The 20,107-nt window shown below is 70.9% G+C and carries 16 protein-coding genes, 1 other RNA gene and 1 pseudogene; 13 read left to right on the top strand and 5 right to left on the bottom strand.

Annotated elements, in window-relative coordinates; all coding sequences use genetic code 11:
* Positions 1-43 precede the first annotated feature (43 nt).
* Positions 44-1,120 carry a Zn-dependent alcohol dehydrogenase gene (locus tag STRIP9103_RS43925; protein WP_009342162.1) on the top strand — a complete coding sequence of 359 codons (1,077 nt, stop codon included), beginning with the start codon at positions 44-46 and terminating at the stop codon, positions 1,118-1,120.
* Positions 1,121-1,147: 27 nt separating this feature from the next.
* The gene (locus STRIP9103_RS43920; protein WP_009342234.1) at positions 1,148-2,107 is read left to right on the top strand and encodes a 3-oxoacyl-ACP reductase; all 960 of its coding nucleotides are present in this window, start codon (positions 1,148-1,150) and stop codon (positions 2,105-2,107) included.
* 425 nt (positions 2,108-2,532) lie between these two features.
* Here the strand turns inward: STRIP9103_RS43920 and STRIP9103_RS43915 are convergent, their stop codons facing one another.
* A complete protein-coding gene (locus STRIP9103_RS43915) occupies positions 2,533-3,885 on the bottom strand; it encodes a hypothetical protein (RefSeq protein ID WP_009342102.1) in 1,353 nt (450 codons plus the stop codon).
* Between the two features lie 175 nt (positions 3,886-4,060).
* Between STRIP9103_RS43915 and STRIP9103_RS43910 the strand changes: the two genes are divergently transcribed.
* Genes STRIP9103_RS43910 through STRIP9103_RS48095 form a run of 3 tightly spaced genes read left to right on the top strand, consistent with a single transcriptional unit; the run spans position 4,061 to position 7,564 of the window.
* Positions 4,061-4,930 carry a Nif3-like dinuclear metal center hexameric protein gene (locus STRIP9103_RS43910; RefSeq protein WP_048822208.1) on the top strand — a complete coding sequence of 290 codons (870 nt, stop codon included), beginning with the start codon at positions 4,061-4,063 and terminating at the stop codon, positions 4,928-4,930.
* On the top strand, positions 4,927-5,670 hold the full coding sequence (locus tag STRIP9103_RS43905) for a zinc ribbon domain-containing protein (protein WP_078614267.1): 744 nt from the start codon (positions 4,927-4,929) through the stop codon (positions 5,668-5,670). The genes STRIP9103_RS43910 and STRIP9103_RS43905 overlap by 4 nt, the downstream gene beginning before the upstream one ends.
* A gap of 37 nt (positions 5,671-5,707) precedes the next feature.
* On the top strand, positions 5,708-7,564 hold the full coding sequence (locus STRIP9103_RS48095) for a histidine phosphatase family protein (RefSeq protein WP_009342193.1): 1,857 nt from the start codon (positions 5,708-5,710) through the stop codon (positions 7,562-7,564).
* Here STRIP9103_RS48095 and eda read toward each other — a convergent pair.
* Together eda and yaaA are read right to left on the bottom strand one after the other, a co-directional pair.
* Entirely contained in the window at positions 7,550-8,239 is a 690-nt protein-coding gene (gene eda, locus STRIP9103_RS43895; protein WP_009342077.1) for a bifunctional 4-hydroxy-2-oxoglutarate aldolase/2-dehydro-3-deoxy-phosphogluconate aldolase, read from the bottom strand. The genes STRIP9103_RS48095 and eda overlap by 15 nt on opposite strands.
* A 92-nt stretch (positions 8,240-8,331) precedes the next feature.
* Positions 8,332-9,114, bottom strand: a complete 783-nt coding sequence (gene yaaA / locus STRIP9103_RS43890) for a peroxide stress protein YaaA (protein ID WP_009342136.1) — start codon at positions 9,112-9,114, stop codon at positions 8,332-8,334.
* Positions 9,115-9,386: 272 nt separating this feature from the next.
* Between yaaA and STRIP9103_RS43885 the strand changes: the two genes are divergently transcribed.
* Positions 9,387-10,949, top strand: a complete 1,563-nt coding sequence (locus STRIP9103_RS43885; protein WP_048822204.1) for an RNB domain-containing ribonuclease — start codon at positions 9,387-9,389, stop codon at positions 10,947-10,949.
* Here the strand turns inward: STRIP9103_RS43885 and STRIP9103_RS43880 are convergent.
* Together STRIP9103_RS43880 and STRIP9103_RS43875 are read right to left on the bottom strand one after the other, a co-directional pair.
* Positions 10,900-11,535, bottom strand: a complete 636-nt coding sequence (locus STRIP9103_RS43880; RefSeq protein ID WP_009342086.1) for a hypothetical protein — start codon at positions 11,533-11,535, stop codon at positions 10,900-10,902. The two genes, STRIP9103_RS43885 and STRIP9103_RS43880, sit on opposite strands and share 50 nt — an antisense overlap.
* A gap of 50 nt (positions 11,536-11,585) precedes the next feature.
* Positions 11,586-12,422 (bottom strand): MerR family transcriptional regulator, encoded by an 837-nt coding sequence (locus STRIP9103_RS43875; protein WP_009342125.1) that lies wholly within the window; start codon positions 12,420-12,422, stop codon positions 11,586-11,588.
* A 176-nt stretch (positions 12,423-12,598) separates the two neighbouring features.
* Between STRIP9103_RS43875 and STRIP9103_RS43870 the strand changes: the two genes are divergently transcribed.
* The 7 genes and pseudogenes from STRIP9103_RS43870 (at position 12,599) to rnpB (ending at position 19,806) form a co-directional block, all read left to right on the top strand.
* The gene (locus STRIP9103_RS43870; protein WP_009342062.1) at positions 12,599-13,177 is read left to right on the top strand and encodes a Uma2 family endonuclease; all 579 of its coding nucleotides are present in this window, start codon (positions 12,599-12,601) and stop codon (positions 13,175-13,177) included.
* 48 nt (positions 13,178-13,225) lie between these two features.
* Entirely contained in the window at positions 13,226-14,044 is an 819-nt protein-coding gene (locus STRIP9103_RS43865; protein WP_009342219.1) for a helix-turn-helix domain-containing protein, read from the top strand.
* An 89-nt stretch (positions 14,045-14,133) separates the two neighbouring features.
* Positions 14,134-15,099, top strand: coding sequence for a DMT family transporter (locus tag STRIP9103_RS43860; RefSeq protein ID WP_009342180.1), 966 nt, complete (start codon positions 14,134-14,136; stop codon positions 15,097-15,099).
* A 44-nt stretch (positions 15,100-15,143) separates the two neighbouring features.
* Positions 15,144-16,022: pseudogene (locus STRIP9103_RS48090) on the top strand (IS5 family transposase).
* Between the two features lie 65 nt (positions 16,023-16,087).
* Positions 16,088-16,858 carry an IS5/IS1182 family transposase gene (locus STRIP9103_RS43845; protein ID WP_048820106.1) on the top strand — a complete coding sequence of 257 codons (771 nt, stop codon included), beginning with the start codon at positions 16,088-16,090 and terminating at the stop codon, positions 16,856-16,858.
* A gap of 533 nt (positions 16,859-17,391) precedes the next feature.
* Complete coding sequence (locus STRIP9103_RS43840) at positions 17,392-19,350, top strand: zinc-ribbon domain-containing protein (RefSeq protein ID WP_158696968.1); 1,959 nt, start codon at positions 17,392-17,394, stop codon at positions 19,348-19,350.
* Positions 19,351-19,403: 53 nt separating this feature from the next.
* Positions 19,404-19,806: RNase P RNA component class A (rnpB, locus tag STRIP9103_RS45410), an RNA gene on the top strand.
* The last annotated feature ends 301 nt before the right edge of the window (positions 19,807-20,107 follow it).

Genomic DNA, 20,107 nt, shown 5'->3' with positions numbered 1-20,107 from the left:
CCCAGCACAACCGTAGGTCAGGTACTCCGGAGGGAGCGGCACCATGCGCGCAGCCGTACTGCACGAGATCGGCCAGGACAAGCTGGAGGTGCTCGACGACGTCGAGACGGCGGGCTTCGGGCCGGGCCGGGTGAGGATCCGGGTGCGGGCCACGGGGCTGTGCCACTCGGACCTGTCCGCGATGTCCGGTGTGCTGCCGCAGCCCGGGCCGTTCGTCCCCGGTCACGAGGGGGCCGGGGAGATAGTCGAGGTCGGGGAGGGCGTGAGCCACCTGAAGCAGGGCGACCGCGTCGTCGTCTGCTGGCTCCCGGCCTGCGGCAGATGTCCCGCCTGCAAGCGCGGCCAGACCCAGCTCTGTCTCGCCGGGTTCATGAACGCCGGGACGCCCAACTTCAAGCGGCCCGGCGGTGACGTCTTCGGCATGGCGGGCACCGGCACCTTCGCCGAGGAGGTCGTCGTCGACGCCGGCTGCGCCGTGCCGATACCCGAGGACGTGCCCTTCGACATCGCCGCCCTCATCGGCTGCGGCGTCACCACCGGACTCGGCGCCGCCCTCAACACCGCCGACGTGGCGGCCGGTTCGTCGGTCGCCGTCATCGGCTGCGGAGGCGTCGGCATCTCGGCGATCCAGGGCGCCCGGCTCAAGGGCGCCGCCGAGATCGTCGCCGTCGACCCGGTGGCCTCGCGCCGCGAGGCCGCGCTCGGGTTCGGGGCCACCAAGGCGGTCGCGCCCGACGAACTGGCCGACGCCAATCAGTCCATGACCGGCGGCGAGGGCTTCGACTACGTCTTCGAGGTCGTCGGCCGCTCGGCCACCGCCCGCACCGCGTACGAGAACACCCGGCGCGGCGGCACGCTCGTCATCGTCGGCGCGGGCGCCATGGACGACTTCCTCCAGCTCAGCATGTTCGAGCTGTTCTTCGACGAGAAGCGGATCCTGCCGTCCATGTACGGCGGCGGGGACGTCCTGCGGTCGTACGAGCGCACGATCGCCCTGTGGCGCGCGGGCCGTATCGCCCTGGAGAACCTGATCACCCACCGGGTGCCGCTCGCCGACATCAACGAGGCGCTGGACCAGATGCGGACCGGCACGGCGCTGCGCACCTGCATCGAGATCTGACCCGACCACGCGGAGAGGGGCCCGGGCATGGCACTGCCGCTCGAGGGACTGTCGGCGATCGTCACCGGCGCGGGCCGTGGGCTCGGCCGGGCCGAGGCGTTGGAGCTGGCGCGGCTCGGCGCGGCCGTTGTCGTCAACGACTACGGCCGACCGGGACGGGACGGCTCCGGGGAGGCCTCCACGGGCCCCGCCGAGGAGGTCGTGGCGTCGATCCGTGAGGCCGGCGGGCATGCCGTCGTACACACCGGGGACGTCTCCGACCACCAACAGGCACGGGAACTGGTCGAGTTGGCGATCGTCGAGTTCGGGAAGCTGGACATCCTCGTCAACAACGCGGGCATCCTCCGCGACCGCATGGTCTTCTCCATGTCGGAGGAGGAGTGGGACGCGGTCGTCCGGGTGCATCTGAAAGGGCACTTCAACACGATCCGGTTCGCCTCGGCGTACTGGCGCGCGAAGGCCAAGGCGGACGGTGGCGGGCCGGTGTACGGGCGGATCGTGAACACCTCGTCCGAGGCGTTCCTCGCCGGGTCGGCCGGGCAGCCCAACTACGCCGCCGCGAAGGGCGGAATCGTCGGGCTGACCACCTCCACGGCCCTCGCGCTCGCCAAGTACGGCGTCACGGCCAACGTCATCTGTCCCCGGGCGCGGACACGCATGACCGAGGACGTGTTCGCAGACGCCGCGGCCGAGCCCGGTGGCCTCGACCCGCTCGCGCCCGAGCATGTCGCCCCGCTCGTCGGCTACCTGGCCTCGCCCGCCGCCGCCCGCGTCAACGGGCAGCTCCTCGTCGTCCACGGGGGAATGGTCGCTATCGTCGAACGGCCCCGCGTACAGGCGAAGTTCGACACCAAGCAGGACGCCTTCACCTACGACGAACTGGATGGGCTGCTCACGCCGTACTACCTCGACCGGCCGGAGGGCGAGACGTTCGCGGCGGTGGAGGTGCTGGGTCTGAAGAAGCAGGACGGCCCCGCCCATCGGTGACGACATGGTGACGTCGGTGATGGGCGGGGCCGTGTCCTACCGCTGAAGTGGCGGGCCTCGACGATGAATTGACGTTTCGCCAGGTGCTGCCGGTTGCGATTGCTCGCGGGCTTGGGCTGTCGCTCAGGCCGCGGCGGTCGTCGCTTCCGACTGTCCCGTCTGCGTCGCCGGCTTGCGGTGACGGCCGCGAGGGGCCGTCTCGGCTTCGTGGGTCGAGATCTGACCCCGGTGCCTGCCGTGGCCCTCCACCTCGCGGGGGTCGGCTGTGGGCGGCTGGGTTGTGTGCGCGTCGCTCATAGAAGGTGTTCACCCCGTCGCATGATCTTCTTACAGGCGGGTGAGTTTAACGGGCCGCCGTGCGTGTCCCGAAGGAGCCCGGGCGGGTGTTGATCGGTCTGTGATCTGCGCGGTTGACATCTTCACGGTTACCCGACAGTCACTTCCTCCGGCGCCCGCCCGTCCAACGGCGCCTGCTGCAACGGCACCGGCCGAGCCGCGGCCGGCCCGGACGAATCCGGGTTCGGGATATCGGGCGTATCCGGCGTATCCCGCGTAGTCGGGGCAGTCGGCGTAGCCGGTGTACCCGCCGTGCCCGGTGCACTCGCCGTACCCGGCGCACTTGCCATACCCGACGCACTTGCCCTGTCCGGTGCGCCCGCCGCATCTGGCGAAGGCGACGCCCCGTCCTCCGCCTCCTCACTCCAAGGCACCCCCACCCGAGCCACCCCGCACCGCACCACCCGTGTGGCGTACGGCAGTTGAAGCACCCCCTCCCGGCTCCACAGCCCGGCCCCCGCCAGCCACCCCTCGGGGGCGGGCAGATGGTGGACCTGTCGGGAGGTGGGGCGCCAGACGCCGACCCAGGTTCCCCGGGTGCCGTCGACGCGGAGGGCGACCGCGCAGCTCTCGGGGGTCAGGATCTGGCCCGGCTGGATGGCGAAGGGCGTCACGCGGTGGTTGTCGGGAAGCCGCAGGCAGTCCGGGAAGCGGACCGGCAGGGTGCTGCCCAACACACCCCAGCCGAGCCGGTCCTGGCCGGGGGAGGGCGCGTCGGAGCGGATCAGCAGCAGTCCGCTGTCGGGGTCGGCGAGCAGCAGCCGGTCGTCGCTGTGGTCCGCGATCTGGAGCAGAGGTGAGATCTCGCCGTCCCGCTCCAGGTCCACCGCGACCGTCTTGGTCCGGCCGTCCAACTCCTGGTCCAGGGCGAGCAGTCGGCCCGCCCGGTCCAGCCAGACACCGCCGGAACACCGCCCCGGCAGCTGCGCCAGCGGCTCCGGCCCGAACGCGCCGCCCGCCACCAGCCACACCGTCGTGGCGCCGCGGCCCACGGCGAGGGCGTACGCCCGCTCCCCGCACGGACCGGGCGGCAGCAGCCGCAGCTCGGTCGCGGGGTCGGCGCACTCGACCGCGCCGAGCTGCAGTTCGCCGGTGCGGGGGCCGGTCGGGTAGAGGAGCGAGAACAGGTGCCGGTCGGCCGCGACGCGGTGGATCAGGACGCGGCCGTCGGTCAGGGGGAGTACTTCGGTGCCGGGTTCCTCCGGTTGGTTGCCGGGCAGCGGTACGGCGTACGGCTCGGGGCCGTCCAGGGTCCAGCGCTCGGGGAACCAGGACTCGCCGGCGAGGGCGAGGCGTGCCGCGTACGTCCCGTCGGCGGTGATCACACAGCCGGGCGGCGCCGCGGTGCCCTCCGTGGGCGGTGTGGGTGTTCCCGTCCCGGGTGGTGGGGATCCCCCCTGCTCGAACGGGGTCGAGAGCTCGGGGGGTGCACAGGCCGTCATCGTTCGGTCACCTCCGGCGACGAAAGTAGTTTTCGCACGCACAGACGTGGGATAGCCAGGCATCCCCTTCACACATAAGGGTGCTCGTCCGGCGATTCACCGCGGGGAACGGCAGCGGATGTGCTGGAGGGAGACGGCGATCGGAGACCCAGGTGGTGCGGGTAGCCTTTGGTGCGTGCCCCGTCTGTCTGAAGTCATCGCCGCGCTCGACGCCCTCTGGCCGCCCGAGAGGGCCGAGGGGTGGGACGCGGTCGGCACGGTCTGCGGAGATCCCGACCAGGAGGTCACCCGGGTCCTCTTCGCCGTCGACCCCGTCCAGGAGATCGTCGACGAAGCGGTGAAGCTGGGCGCCGACCTGCTCGTCACCCACCACCCGCTCTATCTGCGCGGTACGACGACGGTGGCGGCCTCCACCTTCAAGGGCCGGGTCGTCCACACCCTCATCAAGAACGACATCGCCCTGCACGTCGCCCACACCAACGCCGACACCGCCGACCCGGGCGTCAGCGACGCGCTGGCGGGCGCGCTGGACCTCCGAGTCGTACGACCGCTCGTCCCCGACCCCTCCGACCCCGACGGGCGGCGCGGTCTCGGCCGGGTCTGCGAGCTGGACCACCCGCTGACCGTACGGGAACTGGCCGCGCGGGCCGCCGAGCGGCTGCCCGCCACCGCGCAGGGCATCCGGGTCGCCGGCGACCCCGAGGCGGTCGTCCGCACGGTCGCCGTCAGCGGCGGCTCCGGCGACAGCCTCTTCGCCGACGTACGCGCGGCCGGTGTCGACGCCTTCCTCACCGCGGACCTGCGCCACCACCCGGCCTCCGAGGCCGTCGCCCACGCGACGGAGGGCACCGGTACGCCTCTCGCGCTGCTCGACGCGGCGCACTGGGCCACCGAGTGGCCCTGGTGCGAGCTGGCCGCCGCCCAGCTCGACGAGATCTCCGACCGCAACGGATGGGGACTGCGCGTCCACGTCTCGAAGACGGTCACCGACCCCTGGACGGCCCACGCGGCCTCCCCCTACTCGACCGCAGGAGCCCCCAACTGAACGCCGCGCCCGCCGACCAGATCCGCCTCCTCGAGGTCCAGGCCCTCGACGTACGCCTGCAGCAGCTGGCGCACAAGCGGAGGTCGCTGCCCGAGCACGCCGAGATCGAGTCGCTGACGAAGGACCACACCCAGCTGCGCGATCTGCTCGTGGCCGCGCAGACGGAGGAGAGCGACACCGCCCGCGAGCAGACCAAGGCCGAGCAGGACGTGGACCAGGTGCGCCAGCGCGCCGCCCGCGACCAGCAGCGCCTGGACTCGGGTGCCGTCACCTCCCCGAAGGACCTGGAGAACCTCCAGCGCGAGATCGCCTCCCTCGCCAAGCGGCAGGGCGACCTGGAGGACATCGTCCTGGAGGTCATGGAGCGCCGGGAGTCCGCGCAGGAGCGGGTCGCCGAGCTGACCGAGCGGGTCGGTGCCGTCCAGGGGAAGATCGACGACGCGACCGCGCGCCGGGAGGCCGCGTTCGAGGAGATCGACGGCGAGGTGGCGACGGTGACGAAGGAGCGCGAGGTCATCGCCGGCTCCGTCCCCGCCGACCTGCTCAAGCTCTACGACAAGCTGCGCGAGCAGCAGGGCGGCATCGGCGCGGCCAAGCTGTACCAGCGCACCTGCCAGGGCTGCCGCCAGGAGCTGGCCATCACCGAGCTGAACGAGATCCGCAAGGCCCCGTCCGACACGGTCGTCCGCTGCGAGAACTGCCGCCGCATCCTGGTGCGCACGGCCGAGTCGGGCCTGTAGGCGGCGCGGCGCGGCGGGAGGGCGAAGGGCGTACGGCGTGCGGGAGTTCATCGTCGAGGCCGACGGCGGGTCCCGGGGCAACCCGGGGCCCGCGGGCTACGGTTCCGTCGTCCGCGACGCGGCGACGGGCGAGACGCTGGCCGAGGCCGCCGAGTACATCGGCGTCGCCACGAACAACGTCGCCGAGTACCGGGGGCTCATCGCCGGGCTGAAGGCGGCTCGCGCACTGGACCCGACGGCCACCGTCCGGGTCCGCATGGACTCCAAGCTCGTCGTCGAGCAGATGTCGGGCCGCTGGAAGATCAAACACCCCGACATGAAGCCCCTGGCCGCCGAGGCCGCCCGCATCCTCCCACCCGACCACGTCACCTACGAGTGGATCCCCCGCGACCAGAACAAACACGCCGACCGCCTCGCCAACGAGGCGATGGACGCGGGCAAGCGGGGCGAACGATGGTCACAGTCGACGTCTACGGCGGACCTGGACACGCGGGCGCCCGCTGCCGCGTCCCCGGCCCCGGAGGCGTCCGGCCCGCCCGGCGACGCGGCGGCGGGCGCGGCGAAGATTCGGGCGGCTTTGGCGAAGGCACGCGACGAGGCGGCGACCGGGGGCCCTGCGGGAGTGGCGTCTTCGGGTTCGGCGGGTGCCCCTGCCGTCCCGGCTGCAGCTCCAGGGGAGTCCGGGGGGCCCGTGGGAGTGACGTCTTCGGGTTCGGCGGGCACTGCCGTTTCGGCTGCAGTTCCGGGGGAGCCGGGGGCTGGGAGGCCTGCCGGAGCGAATTCGCCGATCTCGGGGAGTAGTCCTGCGGCCTCGGCTGCAGTTCCGGGGGAGTCCGGGGGCCCTGTGGGAGTGACGTCTTCGGGTTCGGCGGGCACTGCCGTTTCGGCTGCAGTTCCGGGGGAGCCGGGGGCTGGGAGGCCTGCCGGAGCGAATTCGCCGATCTCAGGGAGTAGTCCTGCGGCCTCGGCCGCAGCTCCGGGGGAGTCCGGGGGCCCTGTGGGAGTAGCGTCTTCGGGTTCGGTGGGTAGCCCTGCTGCCCCGGACGCAGCCCCCGGGGAGTCCGGGGCCGGGAGTCGGACGGGAGCGAAACCGCCCTCCCCGGTACGTACCCCTGCCGCCCCGGTCGTCGCGGCCCGGGACACGGTCTCCGTCCCCGCGCCGGTCGCCTCGCGCGGCGCGACTTCGTCTTCCGCGTCGGCCGCGGGCTCAGCCAAAGCCGCCGCCGACATCCGTGCCGCCAGGAACATCGCGTCCACCGCCCCCGACCTCGGTACGCCCGCCACCTTCGTGCTGCTCAGGCACGGTGAAACGCCGCTCACCCCCCAGAAGCGGTTCTCGGGAAGCGGCGGTTCCGACCCCTCCCTCTCCGAGGGGGGCCGGTATCAGGCGGAACGGGTCGCGGTGGCGTTGGCCGCGCGCGGGACGATTCAGGAGATCCTTTCGTCGCCGCTGACCCGCTGCCGCGAGACCGCGGGGATCGTCGCGGCGCGGCTCGGGCTGTCGGTGAAGGTCGAGGACGGGCTGCGGGAGACCGACTTCGGGGCCTGGGAGGGCCTGACCTTCGGCGAGGTGCGCGAGCGGTACCCGGAGGACATGAACGCCTGGCTGGCCTCACCCGACGCCGCACCCACCGGCGGCGGCGAGAGCTTCGCGGCCGTGGCCGCCCGGGTCGCCGCCACCCGGGACGAACTCGTCGCGGCGTACCGGGGCCGTACCGTCCTGCTCGTCACCCATGTCACGCCGATCAAGACCCTGGTACGGCTGGCCCTCGGCGCACCCCCGGAGTCCCTGTTCCGCATGGAGCTGTCGGCGGCCTCCCTGTCGGCACTGGCATACTACGCCGACGGCAACGCCACCCTCCGCCTCCTCAACGACACCTCACACCTGCGCTGAGGCCCCGGTTCCCTCCGATTCCCCGGCAGAGCCCGGCGACCGGCGGCCACCGAGCGCCGCCGCCTCCCGCGCCAGAGCCTCGACCCGCCCCCAGTCCCGCGCGGCCACCGCGTCCGCCGGCAGCATCCAGGTCCCGCCCACACAGCCGACGTTGGGGAGCGCCAGATACTCCGGCGCGCCTGCCGGACCGATCCCCCCGGTCGGGCAGAACCGGGCCTGCGGCAACGGTCCCGCGATCGACTTCAGATACGCCGTACCGCCCGCCGCCTCGGCCGGGAAGAACTTCATCTCCCGCACCCCGCGCTCCAACAGCGCCACGACCTCCGACACCGTGGACACCCCCGGCAGGAACGGCACCCCGGACGCCCGCATCGCCTCCAGCAGTACGTCCGTCCAGCCGGGGCTGACCAGGAAGCGGGCGCCCGCCGCGCTGGACTCCGTCACGTGTTCGGGAGAGATGACGGTTCCCACTCCGACGACCGCGGTCGGCACCTCCGCCGTGATCGCCCGCACGGCGTCGAGCGCGGCCGACGTCCGAAGCGTCACCTCGACCGCCGGCAGCCCACCCGCGACCAGCGCCCGCGCCAGCGGTACGGCATCGGCGGCATCCTCGATCACGACGACGGGCACGACGGGCGCGAGGTCCAGTACGGAGGCGGGCAGCGGCAAGGTCATGGCCCCAGCGTGCCCTTGTGCAGCAGCATGGGCAACGGTCGTTGCGCATGCTGCAACCGGGAGGGATGGGCGGAGTTGTGGACCCGGGGCGGTCAGTGCACCTCGGTCACCAGCACGTCCAACGTCCACGCCTTCCCGGCACCCACCGGCGGCTCCACCTCCACCACGTATCCGAGGTCCCGCAGCGCCTCCACCAGCTCCGCCGGGCCCTTGGGCGCGATGCCGGCCGAGAGCAGACTCCGTACGATCCGGCCCTTGGTCGCCTTGTTGAAGTGGCTGACCACCTTCCGCGTGGGCGCGTGCAGCACCCGTACGGTCGCCGTCCGCCCGGCCACCTCGCCCTTCGGCTTCCACGCGGCGGTGTACGCCGAGGAGCGGAGGTCGAGGACGAGGCCGTCGCCGGCCGCCTCGGGGAGCGCGGACGCCATCGGCGTACGCCAGTGCGTGCTCAGCGCGCCGATGCCGGGCAGCTTCACACCCATCGAGCAGCGGTACGAGGGGATCCGGTCCGTCACCCGGACCGCGCCCCACAACCCCGAGAAGACCAGCAGCGAGCGCCCCGCCCGCCTCTTCGCGGCGGCGTCCAGGGAGGCCAGGTCGAGGGCGTCGTACAGCACCCCCGTGTAGATCTGCCCGGCCGGGCGCGCCCCGGCCGTCAGCAACTCCGCGTTCTTGGCGACCTCACCGCGCAGCCCCTCGCTGAGGCCGAGCACCTCGCGGGCCTTGTCCTCGTCACCCGCGCACAACTCGACCAACTCGCCGAGCACGGCCTCCCGCGCCCCGGTGAGCGCCGGCAGCGAAAGGTCCTCCAGCTTCAGCGGGGTACCGCCCGAAGAGGGGGCCTTTCCTTCGGACGGGGGCAGCAGGACGAGCACGGGTACTCCTTCTGTAGGGCTCCGCGACAGCGTACGGGGAGCGACGGCATCGATTGGACGGGCCCTCGGCGACGTACGGGGAGCAACGGCATCCACTGGACGGACCCCTCGGCGGCGTACGGGGAGCAACGGCATCTGTCGGACGGGCCCTCGGCGGCGTACGAGGGCGGAGCCGGGCTCCCGCAGACCCGGTCGGGTTCCCACAGACCCGGTCGGGGTGCCGCGGACCCGGTCGGGGTGCCGTCCCGTCCGCCCCGACCTACGCTCGATCCATGCCCCGCCGCCATCTCCACGTCGTGGGCGCCGCCGAGGCCCCCCTGAGAGCGGCCCTGCGCGCGTTGCGCGGTGAACTCGGGGTGCCCGACGTCTTCCCGCTCCAGGTCCTCGTCGAGGCGGAGCACGCCGCCAACTCGCCCCGCCTGCCGTCGTACGACGCCACGGACATCCCGCTCTTCACGATCGACCCTCCCACCGCCAACGACCTCGACCAGGCGATGCACCTGTCACGGCGATCGGGAAGCCGGCCGGGCCCCGGCGGCTACCGCGTCCGGTACGCCATCGCCGACGTCGCCGCCTTCGTCACCCCCGGCACCGCGCTCGACGCCGAGGCCCACCACCGGGTCACGACCCTCTACTTCCCCGACGGCAAGGTCCCCCTGCACCCCGCCTGTCTCTCCGAGGGCGCCGCCGGCCTCCTCCCGGACCACACCCGCCCGGCGGTGCTGTGGACGCTGAACCTCGACGCGGACGGCCGTACCGAATCCGTCGACGTCCGCCGCGCCCTCGTACGCAGCCGCGCCAAGCTGAACTACGAGGCCGTACAGAAGGAGATCGACGCCGGAACCGCCGAGGAGCCCCTCGCCCTGCTCAAGGAGATCGGCCTCCTGCGCGAACACCTCGAAGTCGAACGCGGCGGCATCTCCCTCAACGTCCCGGAGCAGGAGATCATCGAGCACGGCGGCAGGGCCGAGAAAGGGAGCGCGGTCGAGGGCGAGGACGTGGCCGAAGGCGGCGCCACCAGCGACACCGGCACCGGCGCCGCCGACGAGACCTACGAACTCGCCTACCGCGCCCCCCTCCCCGTCGACGGCTGGAACGCCCAGATCTCCCTGCTCACCGGTATGGCCGCGGCGGAGCTGATGCTCGCCCACGGCACCGGTGTACTGCGCACCCTCCCCGCCGCCCCGGACGGCGCGGTCGGCCGTCTGCGCCGTACCGCCGAGGCCCTGCGCATCGACTGGCCGCACCACGTCTCGTACGCCCGACTCATCCGCTCCCTGGACCCGCACGAACCCCGCCACGCGGCCTTCCTCCTGGAGTGCACGACCCTTCTGCGCGGCGCGCACTACACGGTCTTCCGGGACGGCCACCTGCCCGACATCACCACCCACTCCGCCGTAGCCGCCCCCTACGCCCACTGCACGGCCCCGCTCCGCCGCCTCGTCGACCGCTACACCTCGGAGATCTGCCTCGCGGCGGCGTCCGACGCCCCGACTCCCGACTGGGTCCTGGCCGCCCTCGACACCCTCCCGGACGAGATGGCCGAAGGCGGCCGGCGGGCGGGGCGCGTGGAGCGCGAGTGCGTGGACATCGTCGAGGCGGCACTGCTCAGGGACCGGGTCGGAGAGGTGTTCGACGGGTTCGTGGTGGACGTGGAGGAGGAGCGCGTACGAGAGGGCGAACCCTCCGTCGGAATCGTCCAGTTGGAGTCCCCGGCGGTCATCGGCCGACTCGTCGGCTCCCCCGACGAACCGCTGCCGCTGGGGGAGCGGCTGCGGGTACGGCTCACCCGGGCCGAGCCGGGAGTGGCGAAGGTTCGTTTCGTATCGGCGTGAACTCCCGTACCGCGTGTACGAGTTGATCGGCGTCGTCCGCGTGGAAGCGCACCAGCCGTACCGTCCGGCGCCGACCGAGGAAGGTCAAGTAATCGACGGGCTCGACGAGTTCGAGGGTGATCGTGGTCTGCGAGCCGATCTCCATGTCGAGCTCGCCGTCCCGTTTCTTGTGCGTCGTACGCAGCTCACGGCGGACGGACGCGACGGAGGCGAGCGGGACGCGCACGTCCCCGGCGACGAAGCGACGCAGGCGCAGAGAGGTGTCGGTGAGGACGTGGGGCCGGGTCACCGAGGCCGCGTGGAGCCCGGCGACGATCAGGACCGTGTAGAGGTCGAGGACGAGGAAGACGTGGTGCGCCGTCGGGAAGTCGCGCAGCAGGACGGACATGGTCACCGTCTCGACGACACACACGAACCCGAAGCCGAACATCACCGCCCCCTGCCCCCGCGCGTACCCGAACGCCCGCCCCTCCCCGACACCGTGCGGACGGCGGACGAGCCAGCGCAGGAGGCTGGTCATGAGGAGGAGTTCGTGGCGTACGAGGGCGTGGGCGATCCGGAAGGCGCTGCTTGGGTACGAGTTCATCGGCCTTATCGGCCTTATCGGCCTTATCTGCCTCTTCGGCCTTATCGGTCTCATCGGCGGTCCTCCGTCAGTATCCGTAGCGTGCGGCGGATGGCCTCCGCCTGGGCCGGGGCGAGGTCGGCGTAGAAGGCCCGCAGGAAGCTGTTGCCGTCGCCCTTGCCGGGGTTGTCGCTGCCGTCGCCGTCGCCGGGGTTGCCGTTGCCGTTGCCGCCGCCCGGGCCGTCGTCGTCGATGGCGGTGTCCGGCGGGACCATCTCCGGGGGGATCAGGTCGGCCAGCAGCCGGGCGGCCTCGGTCACCCGGGGGTCGTCGGGGTCGGCGTCGGCGAGGGCGTCGAGCAGGGCATAGGCCTCGTGCGCCCGCTCCACCGCGCCGGGGGCCGACACCATGCTCTCCAGCCCGGCCAGCAGTTCCGCCCGTGCCTCCGGCGTCGCGGCCGTCTCCAGGAGGGCGAACATCTCCCGGTCCTTGACGGCCATCGGCGACTGCGGCGCGGGGCCGAACTTGCCGAAAAGCGCGGCGAGTTCGGGTGAGACGGGCCCCTCGGCCGGCAGCCGCCCGTGCCGCGCGTCCTCCATCAGGACCCGCAACCGGGCCCGACGTTCCCGGATCGCCGCCTCCTGCCGGGCCAGATCCTCGTCCAACTCCTCAAGCACCTCGGCCAGTTCACGCCCCGCGTCGTCCGCGAGCACATCCCGCACCTCGGCGAGCCCGAGCCCCAGCTCCGTCAGCCGCCGGATCCGCGCGAGCACGACCGCGTGCCGCAACGTGTAGTCCCGATACCCGTTCGACCGCCGCTCCGGCTCCGGCAGCAGCCCCAGCTGGTGATAGTGCCGCACCGCCCGAGTGGTCACCCCGACGGCCGCGGCCAGCTCTCCGATCCGCATGCGACCAGTAGAAACGTTGACGTCGCGGCAGGGTCAAGCGACACCGGGTGCGGCCGGGGGCAAAGCCTGACGGGGGGCGTGCTCATGTGCCACGATCGAGGGAACGGTTCCCGATCTCTCGGGCAGGTGATCAGCCGATGTCCCAGTCTGGCGAGCGACAGAAGGAGGGGCGTGACATGACTGCCATGGCCCATGAGCCGCTCACGCAGGAAGAGATCCTGCTGGAGGGCTTTCTCGCCCTGGACACCCCGGAGGGTTTCCGGGCAGAGCTGATCGAGGGGGAGATCGTCGTGACGCCGCCGCCGGACGGGGACCACGAGGACTACATCGGACTGATCGTGAACCAGGTGATCAGGCGGTCCCGGACCGACATGCAGTTTTCCGGGAACAAGGGCCTGAAGCTGCAGAGCGCGGATGCCTGCCCGAAGGACCACGTGATCCCGGACGGCACGTTCGCTCCCGCACGGCTGCGGCTCTACCGGGGCGCCGATCCTTGGATGCCCTGCGAAGGGGTCGCCATGGTGGTTGAGGTGACCTCTTCCAGGCCCAAGATCGACCGCGAGGTCAAGCGCCGCTGCTACGCCCGTGGCGGCATCCCCCTCTACCTGCTCGTCGACCGTGGTGCCTCTTCCGTCACGCTGTTCAGCGACCCGGAGAGGGATGACTACAGTCAGCTCTGCACTCTCTCCTTCGGTAAGCCCCTCACCCTCCCCGAGCCCTTCGCCTTCGACCTGGAGACCTCGGACTTTCTCTGATCCCGCCGGGCGTAGCCTGGTGGACCGGACGGGGGAGACGAGGTCGAGGTGAACGGAAGCGGCGAAACCCGCTGGACCCGAGCCACCCTCGGCCGTCCCGACCGCCCCCTCGACCTCCTCACCGCCCGCTTCGACCGCCACCGCTACGCCCCGCACACGCACGAGGAGTTCAGCGTGGGCATCTGCGTCATGGGCGCCTCGTGCATCGACTACCGGGGCGGCGCCCTCACGGTGGGGGAGGGCTCGATCGTCGTCCTGGCCCCCGGCGAACCGCACACCGGCGAGTCGGCATACGGAACGTACGCCTACCGCGCCCTCTATCCGGCCCCCGCCCTTCTCACCGACGGCATCCTCGGCGGCATCCCCCACTTCCGCGAGCCCCTGCTCCACGACCCCGAACTGGCCGCCGCCCTGCGCATCGCCCACACCGAGCTGAGCACCTGCCCCGACCCCCTGGAGGCCGAGTCCCGCCTCCCCTGGCTGCTCACGGCCCTGGCCCGCCGCCACTCCACGTCCCGCCCGACCGCCGACACCGTCCCGGGCGCGAGCACCATCGCCCACGCCGTACGAGACCGCCTCGCAGACGAGCTCATGACTCCCCCCTCCCTCGCCGACCTGGCCACCGACCTGGGCCTCTCCCGCTACCAGCTCCTGCGAGCCTTCCGCACGACCATGGGCATGCCCCCGTACGCGTGGCTGGCACAGCACAGGGTGAGCAGGGCCCGTGGGCTGCTGGAGTCCGGCGCCCGCCCGGCGGACGTGGCCGGTCAGGTGGGATTCGCGGACCAGGCCCACATGACGCGCTGGTTCAGACGGGTACTGGGAGTGACACCGGCGGCGTACCGGGCGGGTGTGAGGCGGCCGTAGCGGACCCGAAGTCGTGATCGGGGCGCAACAGCGTTCAACGCGCAACAGCGTTCAAGACGTACGCCACCGCCCCGGCCGAAACTCCCCTCATGACTGCACGCGGCTGGTTCCTCTTCTCCCTGATGGGAGTCCTCTGGGGCATCCCCTATCTGATGATCAAAGTGGCGGTGGACGGCGTCTCCCCGTCGATGGTGGTCTTCGTACGCTGCGCCCTGGGCGCGGCCCTGCTGCTTCCCTTCGCGATCCGCCAGGGCGGACTGGCCGCGACCGTACGGACACACTGGCGCCCCATGCTGGCCTTCGCCGTGATCGAGGTCATCGGCCCCTGGTGGACGCTGACCGACGCCGAACGCCACCTCTCCAGCTCCACGGCCGGCCTGCTGATCGCGGGCGTACCGATCGTGGGCGTGGTCCTGGCCCTCCCCCACTCTCGGCTCCGCTCGAGCGGGGGGACCCCCACCTTCGGCGACACGGAACGTCTCGGCGCCCGGCGCGTGGTGGGCCTGGGCCTGGGCCTCGCCGGGGTCGCGGTCCTCATGGTCCCGCACCTCACGGGAGGCGACGCCCGCTCGCTGGCAGAGGTGGCGATCACGGTGGTCGGCTACGCCACCGCCCCCCTGATCATGGCCCGCCACCTGAAGCAGGTCTCCACGCTGCAGCTGATAGCCCCGGTCCTGCTCCTGACGGCGATCGTGTACGCCCCCGCGGCGGCCCTGACCTGGCCGAGCACGATGCCCTCCGGTCCGGTCCTGGCCTCCCTGGCGGGCCTGGGCGTGATCTGCACGGCGCTGGCTTTCGTCGCCTTCCTGGAACTGATCCGAGAGGTGGGCCCCACCCGGGCGACGGTCTTCACGTACGTCAACCCGGCGGTGGCGGTGGCAGCGGGCGCCCTCTTCCTGGGCGAACCCCTCACACCGGGAATTTTGGCGGCCTTCGCGTTGATCCTCGCGGGCTCGTTCCTGGCGACGGCGGCGGGACCGAAGCCCTCCGCCCGCCCGGTAACATGGTCGCCACGGCAGACGAGCCGGGCGGACGGCCGCGTGGATTCCCCCTAGGGTGCGTTTCATATGTGGATCTTGATGTGTCAAGATCCCACTTCGTGGGGCGGCATGATCTGACGAATACACAGTGGGCGAAGCTGGAGCCCCTGCTCCCGGTCGGCAAGAAGCCTGGACGGCCACCGGTGCACACCAAGCGGCAACTGATAGACGGCATACGGTGGCGCACCCGCGCCGGTGCTCCCTGGCGGGACGTGCCCGAGCGCTATCTATGGCCCGTGGGAGACGGTCTACGGCCTGTTCCGCCGCTGGCAGCGGGACGGCACCTGGCACCGCATCTTCGAACAGCTGCAGGCCCAGGCCGACGCCGAGGGACTGATCACCTGGGACGTCTCGGTGGACTCGACCATCGCCCGCGCCCACCAGCATGCGGCCGGCGCCCGCAAAAAGGGGATCTGCAGACCGAGCCGCCAGGCGGTGTGTTCATCGAGCCCGACGACCACGGGCTCGGACGCTCCCGGGGCGGGCTGACAACCAAGCTCCACCTGGCGGTCGAGCAGGCCCAGAAACCGATGTCGCTGGTCATCACGGCAGGACAGCGCGGTGATTCCCCGCAGTTCCAGGTGGTCTTGGGCCGCATCCGGGTGCCCCGGCTCGGGTCGGGCCGCCCGCGCACCCGGCCGGACAAGGTGCGTGCCGACAAGGCGTACGGCTCCCGCGCGAACCGTGCCTACCTGCGCAAGCGCGGTATCCGCTGCACGATCCCGGAGAAGCGCGACCAGATCGCCAACCGCAAGAACCGCGGCTCCCACGGCGGCCGGCCACCTAAGTTCGACAAGGCCGACTACAAGGAGCGCCACGCGGTCGAGTGCGGAATCAATCGCCTCAAGCGGCACCGCGCTGTCGCCACGAGATACGACAAGTTGGCAGTTCGCTACGAGGCGACCGTGCTGGTCGCAGCCATCAACGAGTGGCTGTGACCAGCACTTTCAAAACGCACCCTAAAGGGTGTTGCAGAAGGCTCGGTTCAGGGCATTTTGCCTGTATGGGTGGGGTGTTGCGGGCTGAGTCGGTGTGGGTGGAGACGTTCACGGGCTTGCGGATGGATCGGTTCGTGAAGCTGGTGAAGGTGGTGCGGGAGCAGGGCGGTGACGGGCCCGGTGGAGGCCGTCCGTGGTGCCTGCCGCTGGCGGACCGGGTCCTGCTGGTGGCCGTCTACTACCGCACCAACCTCACCATGCGGCAGCTCGCCCCGCTCTTCGGCATCTCCCCGGCGACTGTCTGCCGGGTCATCCAGCGCCTGCGACCGCTGCTCGCGCTGGAGCCCGCCCCACGGCCGGTCGCCGAGGCGGACCGGCTGTGGATCGTGGACGGCACCCTGATCCCGGTCCGCGACCGCAGCGTGGGTGCCTCGAGCCGCAACTACCGGTTCTCGGCGAACGTGCAGGTCATCATTGATGCCGACACCCGCCTGGTCATCGCCTCGGCCCGGCCGGCCCCGGGCAACAAGGCCGACGCTCACGTCTGGCGGGAGTCCGACCTGCCGGCCGTGGCGACCGGAACCACGGTGCTCGCGGACGGCGCCTACCTCGGCACCGGCCTCATCGTCCCGCACCGCAGAAGAGCCGGACGCCCCCTGCTGCGCGGGCAGCAGGAGGACAACGCCGAACACCGACGCGTCAGGGCCCGCGTCGAGCACACCTTCGCCCGCATGAAGAACTGGAAGATCCTCCGCGACTGCCGTCAGAAAGGCGACGGCCTTCACCACGCCGTCCAGGCCGTCGCCACCATGCACAACCTCGCCCTCGCCGGGTGAAACACCAGGTCAAGCACCACTTCGACCTGCCCGAGGAGAACCTTCTGCAACACCCTTTAGATGGATGGCCGTCGCCGAGGGGCCCGCGAGGACCCCTCGGAACAGAACCCGGCGTAACATCCGAGTATTGCTCCCGCCCTGTATTTTCCCAGGTCAGAGGGCTGTGGTGCGGTGAAAATCGGCGGCAGGGTCGAATCCGGGTCGAATTTCGCCGTGTGCGTGCAGTGCGACGTCCGCTGCCTGAAGCACCATTCGATGAAAAGGCTGTGACCAGCAGCGTTGCACCTGACAGTGGGACAGCATGGACTATACAAAAAGTATTGTCCGAGGTGTCTGGCCTGGCGAAATGTGAATGATCTGGACATCGGCGCGGCTCTGTCAGACCTCGCTCGTATCCTCACGCCGTGATCGCATCTCAAGGTTCAGACGCGTCCGGGAGCGACGCGGCAGCGCTGGCCGCATGGCCACTTCAGCCAGTGCCGCTCGATACCGGGAGCAGCGGGCGCGAGGACCGCCTACGGATGCTTCGCCAGATGCGCTCGGTCTGGAACGACGTCAACGCTGCCCGCCGTGAGCTGATCAAGAAGGAACTCGCAGCGGCCCAGGCCCGGCAGGCCGAAGTCACCGCCTACTGGAATCGGCACAAGGTCACGGTCAAGGACCGGTGGGACAGCCGTATCGGTGGCCGGGGAGAAACCACCGTCGCGGACATCCCGGAGGTCGCAGCGCAGTGGCACCGGGACAACCTCGCCCTATCCGAGAACGTCTCGGCGATGGCTCAGCGAGGCGGCGAGGTCAGCCCGTACCTGTGGCAATGTCCCCTTGACCTCGGCCATGAACCGTGGCTGGCCTGGCCCAAGGACCGCATCCAGAAGGGTGCAGGGTGCCCCGAGTGCCGCCGTTTGATCCGGCTCGTAGACCTTCCGACCCTGGCCTCCCAGTACCGAGCACAGAGACCGGCTAGCGGCATCACCCACGCAGCACACGAGAGCGTGCCATGGACGTGCCGGACATGGGCCGTCGATCCAAGTACCGGGTCGTGGCAGCCAGTTGAGCACCACTTCGAAGCGGTCGTCAAAGAGCGGGCTCTTCAGGGTGACGGCTGCCTGGTCTGTGCGGGGTACGTGATCGACGACACGAACTCGTTGTTCACCTGGTTCCCGGAAATCGCCGACGAGCTGGATGCTCCTGCCCTTGACCCGCGCCGGCTTCCTACCAGCCAGCACAACATCCGTCGGAAGCAGGCCGCTGAAGCCGACAGCAAGGGCATGTACGCGACCCTGCCTTGGAGGTGCCGTCACGGCCACGGCTGGGAGGCCACCATCCTCAACCGCGTCCAGGGCACCGGTTGCGGCAAGTGCTCGACCTCTGGGATATCGAAGGAGCAGGTCCGGCTGGTTGCTGAACTCGCGGGACTCATCGACCTCGTGTCGCCAGTGAGCCGGGATCCACGGTTGCCGGACGGCGTGCCCGACTTCGCCTCGCACCAGCTCACCGTTTCACCCGAGTACAAGCCGGCCCATTGGCGCTACAAGGACGTCGAGGTCGACGCGGTCTTCCATCTGCCTCACGGTGTCCGGGTAGGGCTCGAGTACGACGGCGTGTTCCATCACTCGGCCGGGCAGCGGGACCGCCGCCAGTATGAGAACGACAAGAGCCGCGTGCTGATCGAAGCAGGGCTCCTGGACCTGCTCGTTCACGTGAGAATCGGTGATCTGCCGGAAATGGCGGCTCCACACGCTCTGGTCGTGGCCGTGCCTGAACGGGCTGCGGCCTACCAGCAGGCCAGTGCGGTGGCCTCGGCCCTCTCGGCGCGCTTCCCCGAGGCTGCGCCGGGCCTGGAGGCGTACCTCAACGGCGGCACGGCCCGGCACCAGGCCGCTGCCGATGCCTACATCACCGCGGTATGGGGCGCACTGCGTCCTCCGCGCCGAAGGCCAAAGAAGGCGGGCTCGCCGACACCGCGCCGCCTGTCACCAACGGCCCCGCACGCAGACAGCCTGCTGTCACCCGTCTCCGAGCCCTACCGGAACCCGGAAAACCCAGATGAGATCATCCGCGACTACCAGTGCGCATGCCGAAATGCAGCGATCTTCACCGCTGTCCAGTCCCAGGTGACTTACGGAAACACCCGTAGCTGCGGATGTCTGGCCATGCAGGCCAGGCAGCGTCGGCGACCAGCTGTCTCTGGGACCGAGACCCGTGCTGTCCGAGCCTGGGCTGAGCAACGGGGGATAGTCATCGGTGGCAGCGGCCGGGTTGCAGACCGGGTGACCGCTGCCTACCGGCTCGACCAAGCCGGGCGCGAAGACTTGCTCGGCCCGGATGGGCAGCTCGACGAGGCAGGGGTTCGCGAGTGGGCGGTACGCGCAGGACGGCGGCTGGGTGCGAGGGGCAGGGTGACTGGAGATCTGTGGCTTGACTACTCCACGGAGAAGCTCACGGCTGGGACACCGATCAAGGAGACCCCGAATCCGGCTGTCGGTCGCTGATCGGAAGAGCTCGGGAGCCGCGCCTGGTCGGCTACCATGGTCGACACGGCAGACGAGCCGGGCGGACGGCCGCGTGGAGCCCTCAGGGGCTTCCCCGAGGAACGTCCGGACTCCACAGGGCAGGGTGGTGGCTAACGGCCACCCGGGGTGACCCGCGGGACAGTGCCACAGAAAACAGACCGCCGGGGATCTCGATCCTCGGTAAGGGTGAAACGGTGGTGTAAGAGACCACCAGTGCCCAGGGTGACCTGGGCAGCTAGGTAAACCCCACCTGGAGCAAGGTCAAAAGGAGCGCTGTAAGAGGTGTTCTGCGCGGACGTTCGAGGGCTGCCCGCCCGAGTCCGCGGGTAGACCGCACGAGGCCAGCGGCAACGTTGGTCCTAGATGGATGGCCGTCTCCCCGGCCGCCGCGAGGCGACCGGGTGACAAAATCCGGCGTACAGCCTGACTCGTCTGCCGCTCTGAATTTTCCGCGATTCAGAGCACTGTTCGGGTCGAATTCGGCCCGCGCATTGTCTGCCCTGTCTAATCCGTGAGTGGATAGACGGGATATACCGAGTGCCCTCTCGGCGCGGGGATTTGGCCGGGAGCTGGCCAGCGGTGTGTCGGGAAGCCTCGGACGGATCGACAGTATCGTCCGGCGTCTCCCCGGCGAAGCGAACGGATGTCGGCCGGGAGAGTCGGGTTGGAATCCTGCACGCCGGTGACGCTCGGCGTGGCGCGGTGGCCCCAGGGCCCGGGGCTGGATCGTGCCGGA

Origin of the sequence: Streptomyces ipomoeae 91-03 (assembly GCF_000317595.1) — a bacterium.
Taxonomy (GTDB): Bacteria; Actinomycetota; Actinomycetes; order Streptomycetales; family Streptomycetaceae; genus Streptomyces; species Streptomyces ipomoeae.
The sequence above is the reverse complement of the archived record's forward strand: the minus strand, read 5'-3'. Positions and strand labels throughout refer to the sequence as shown.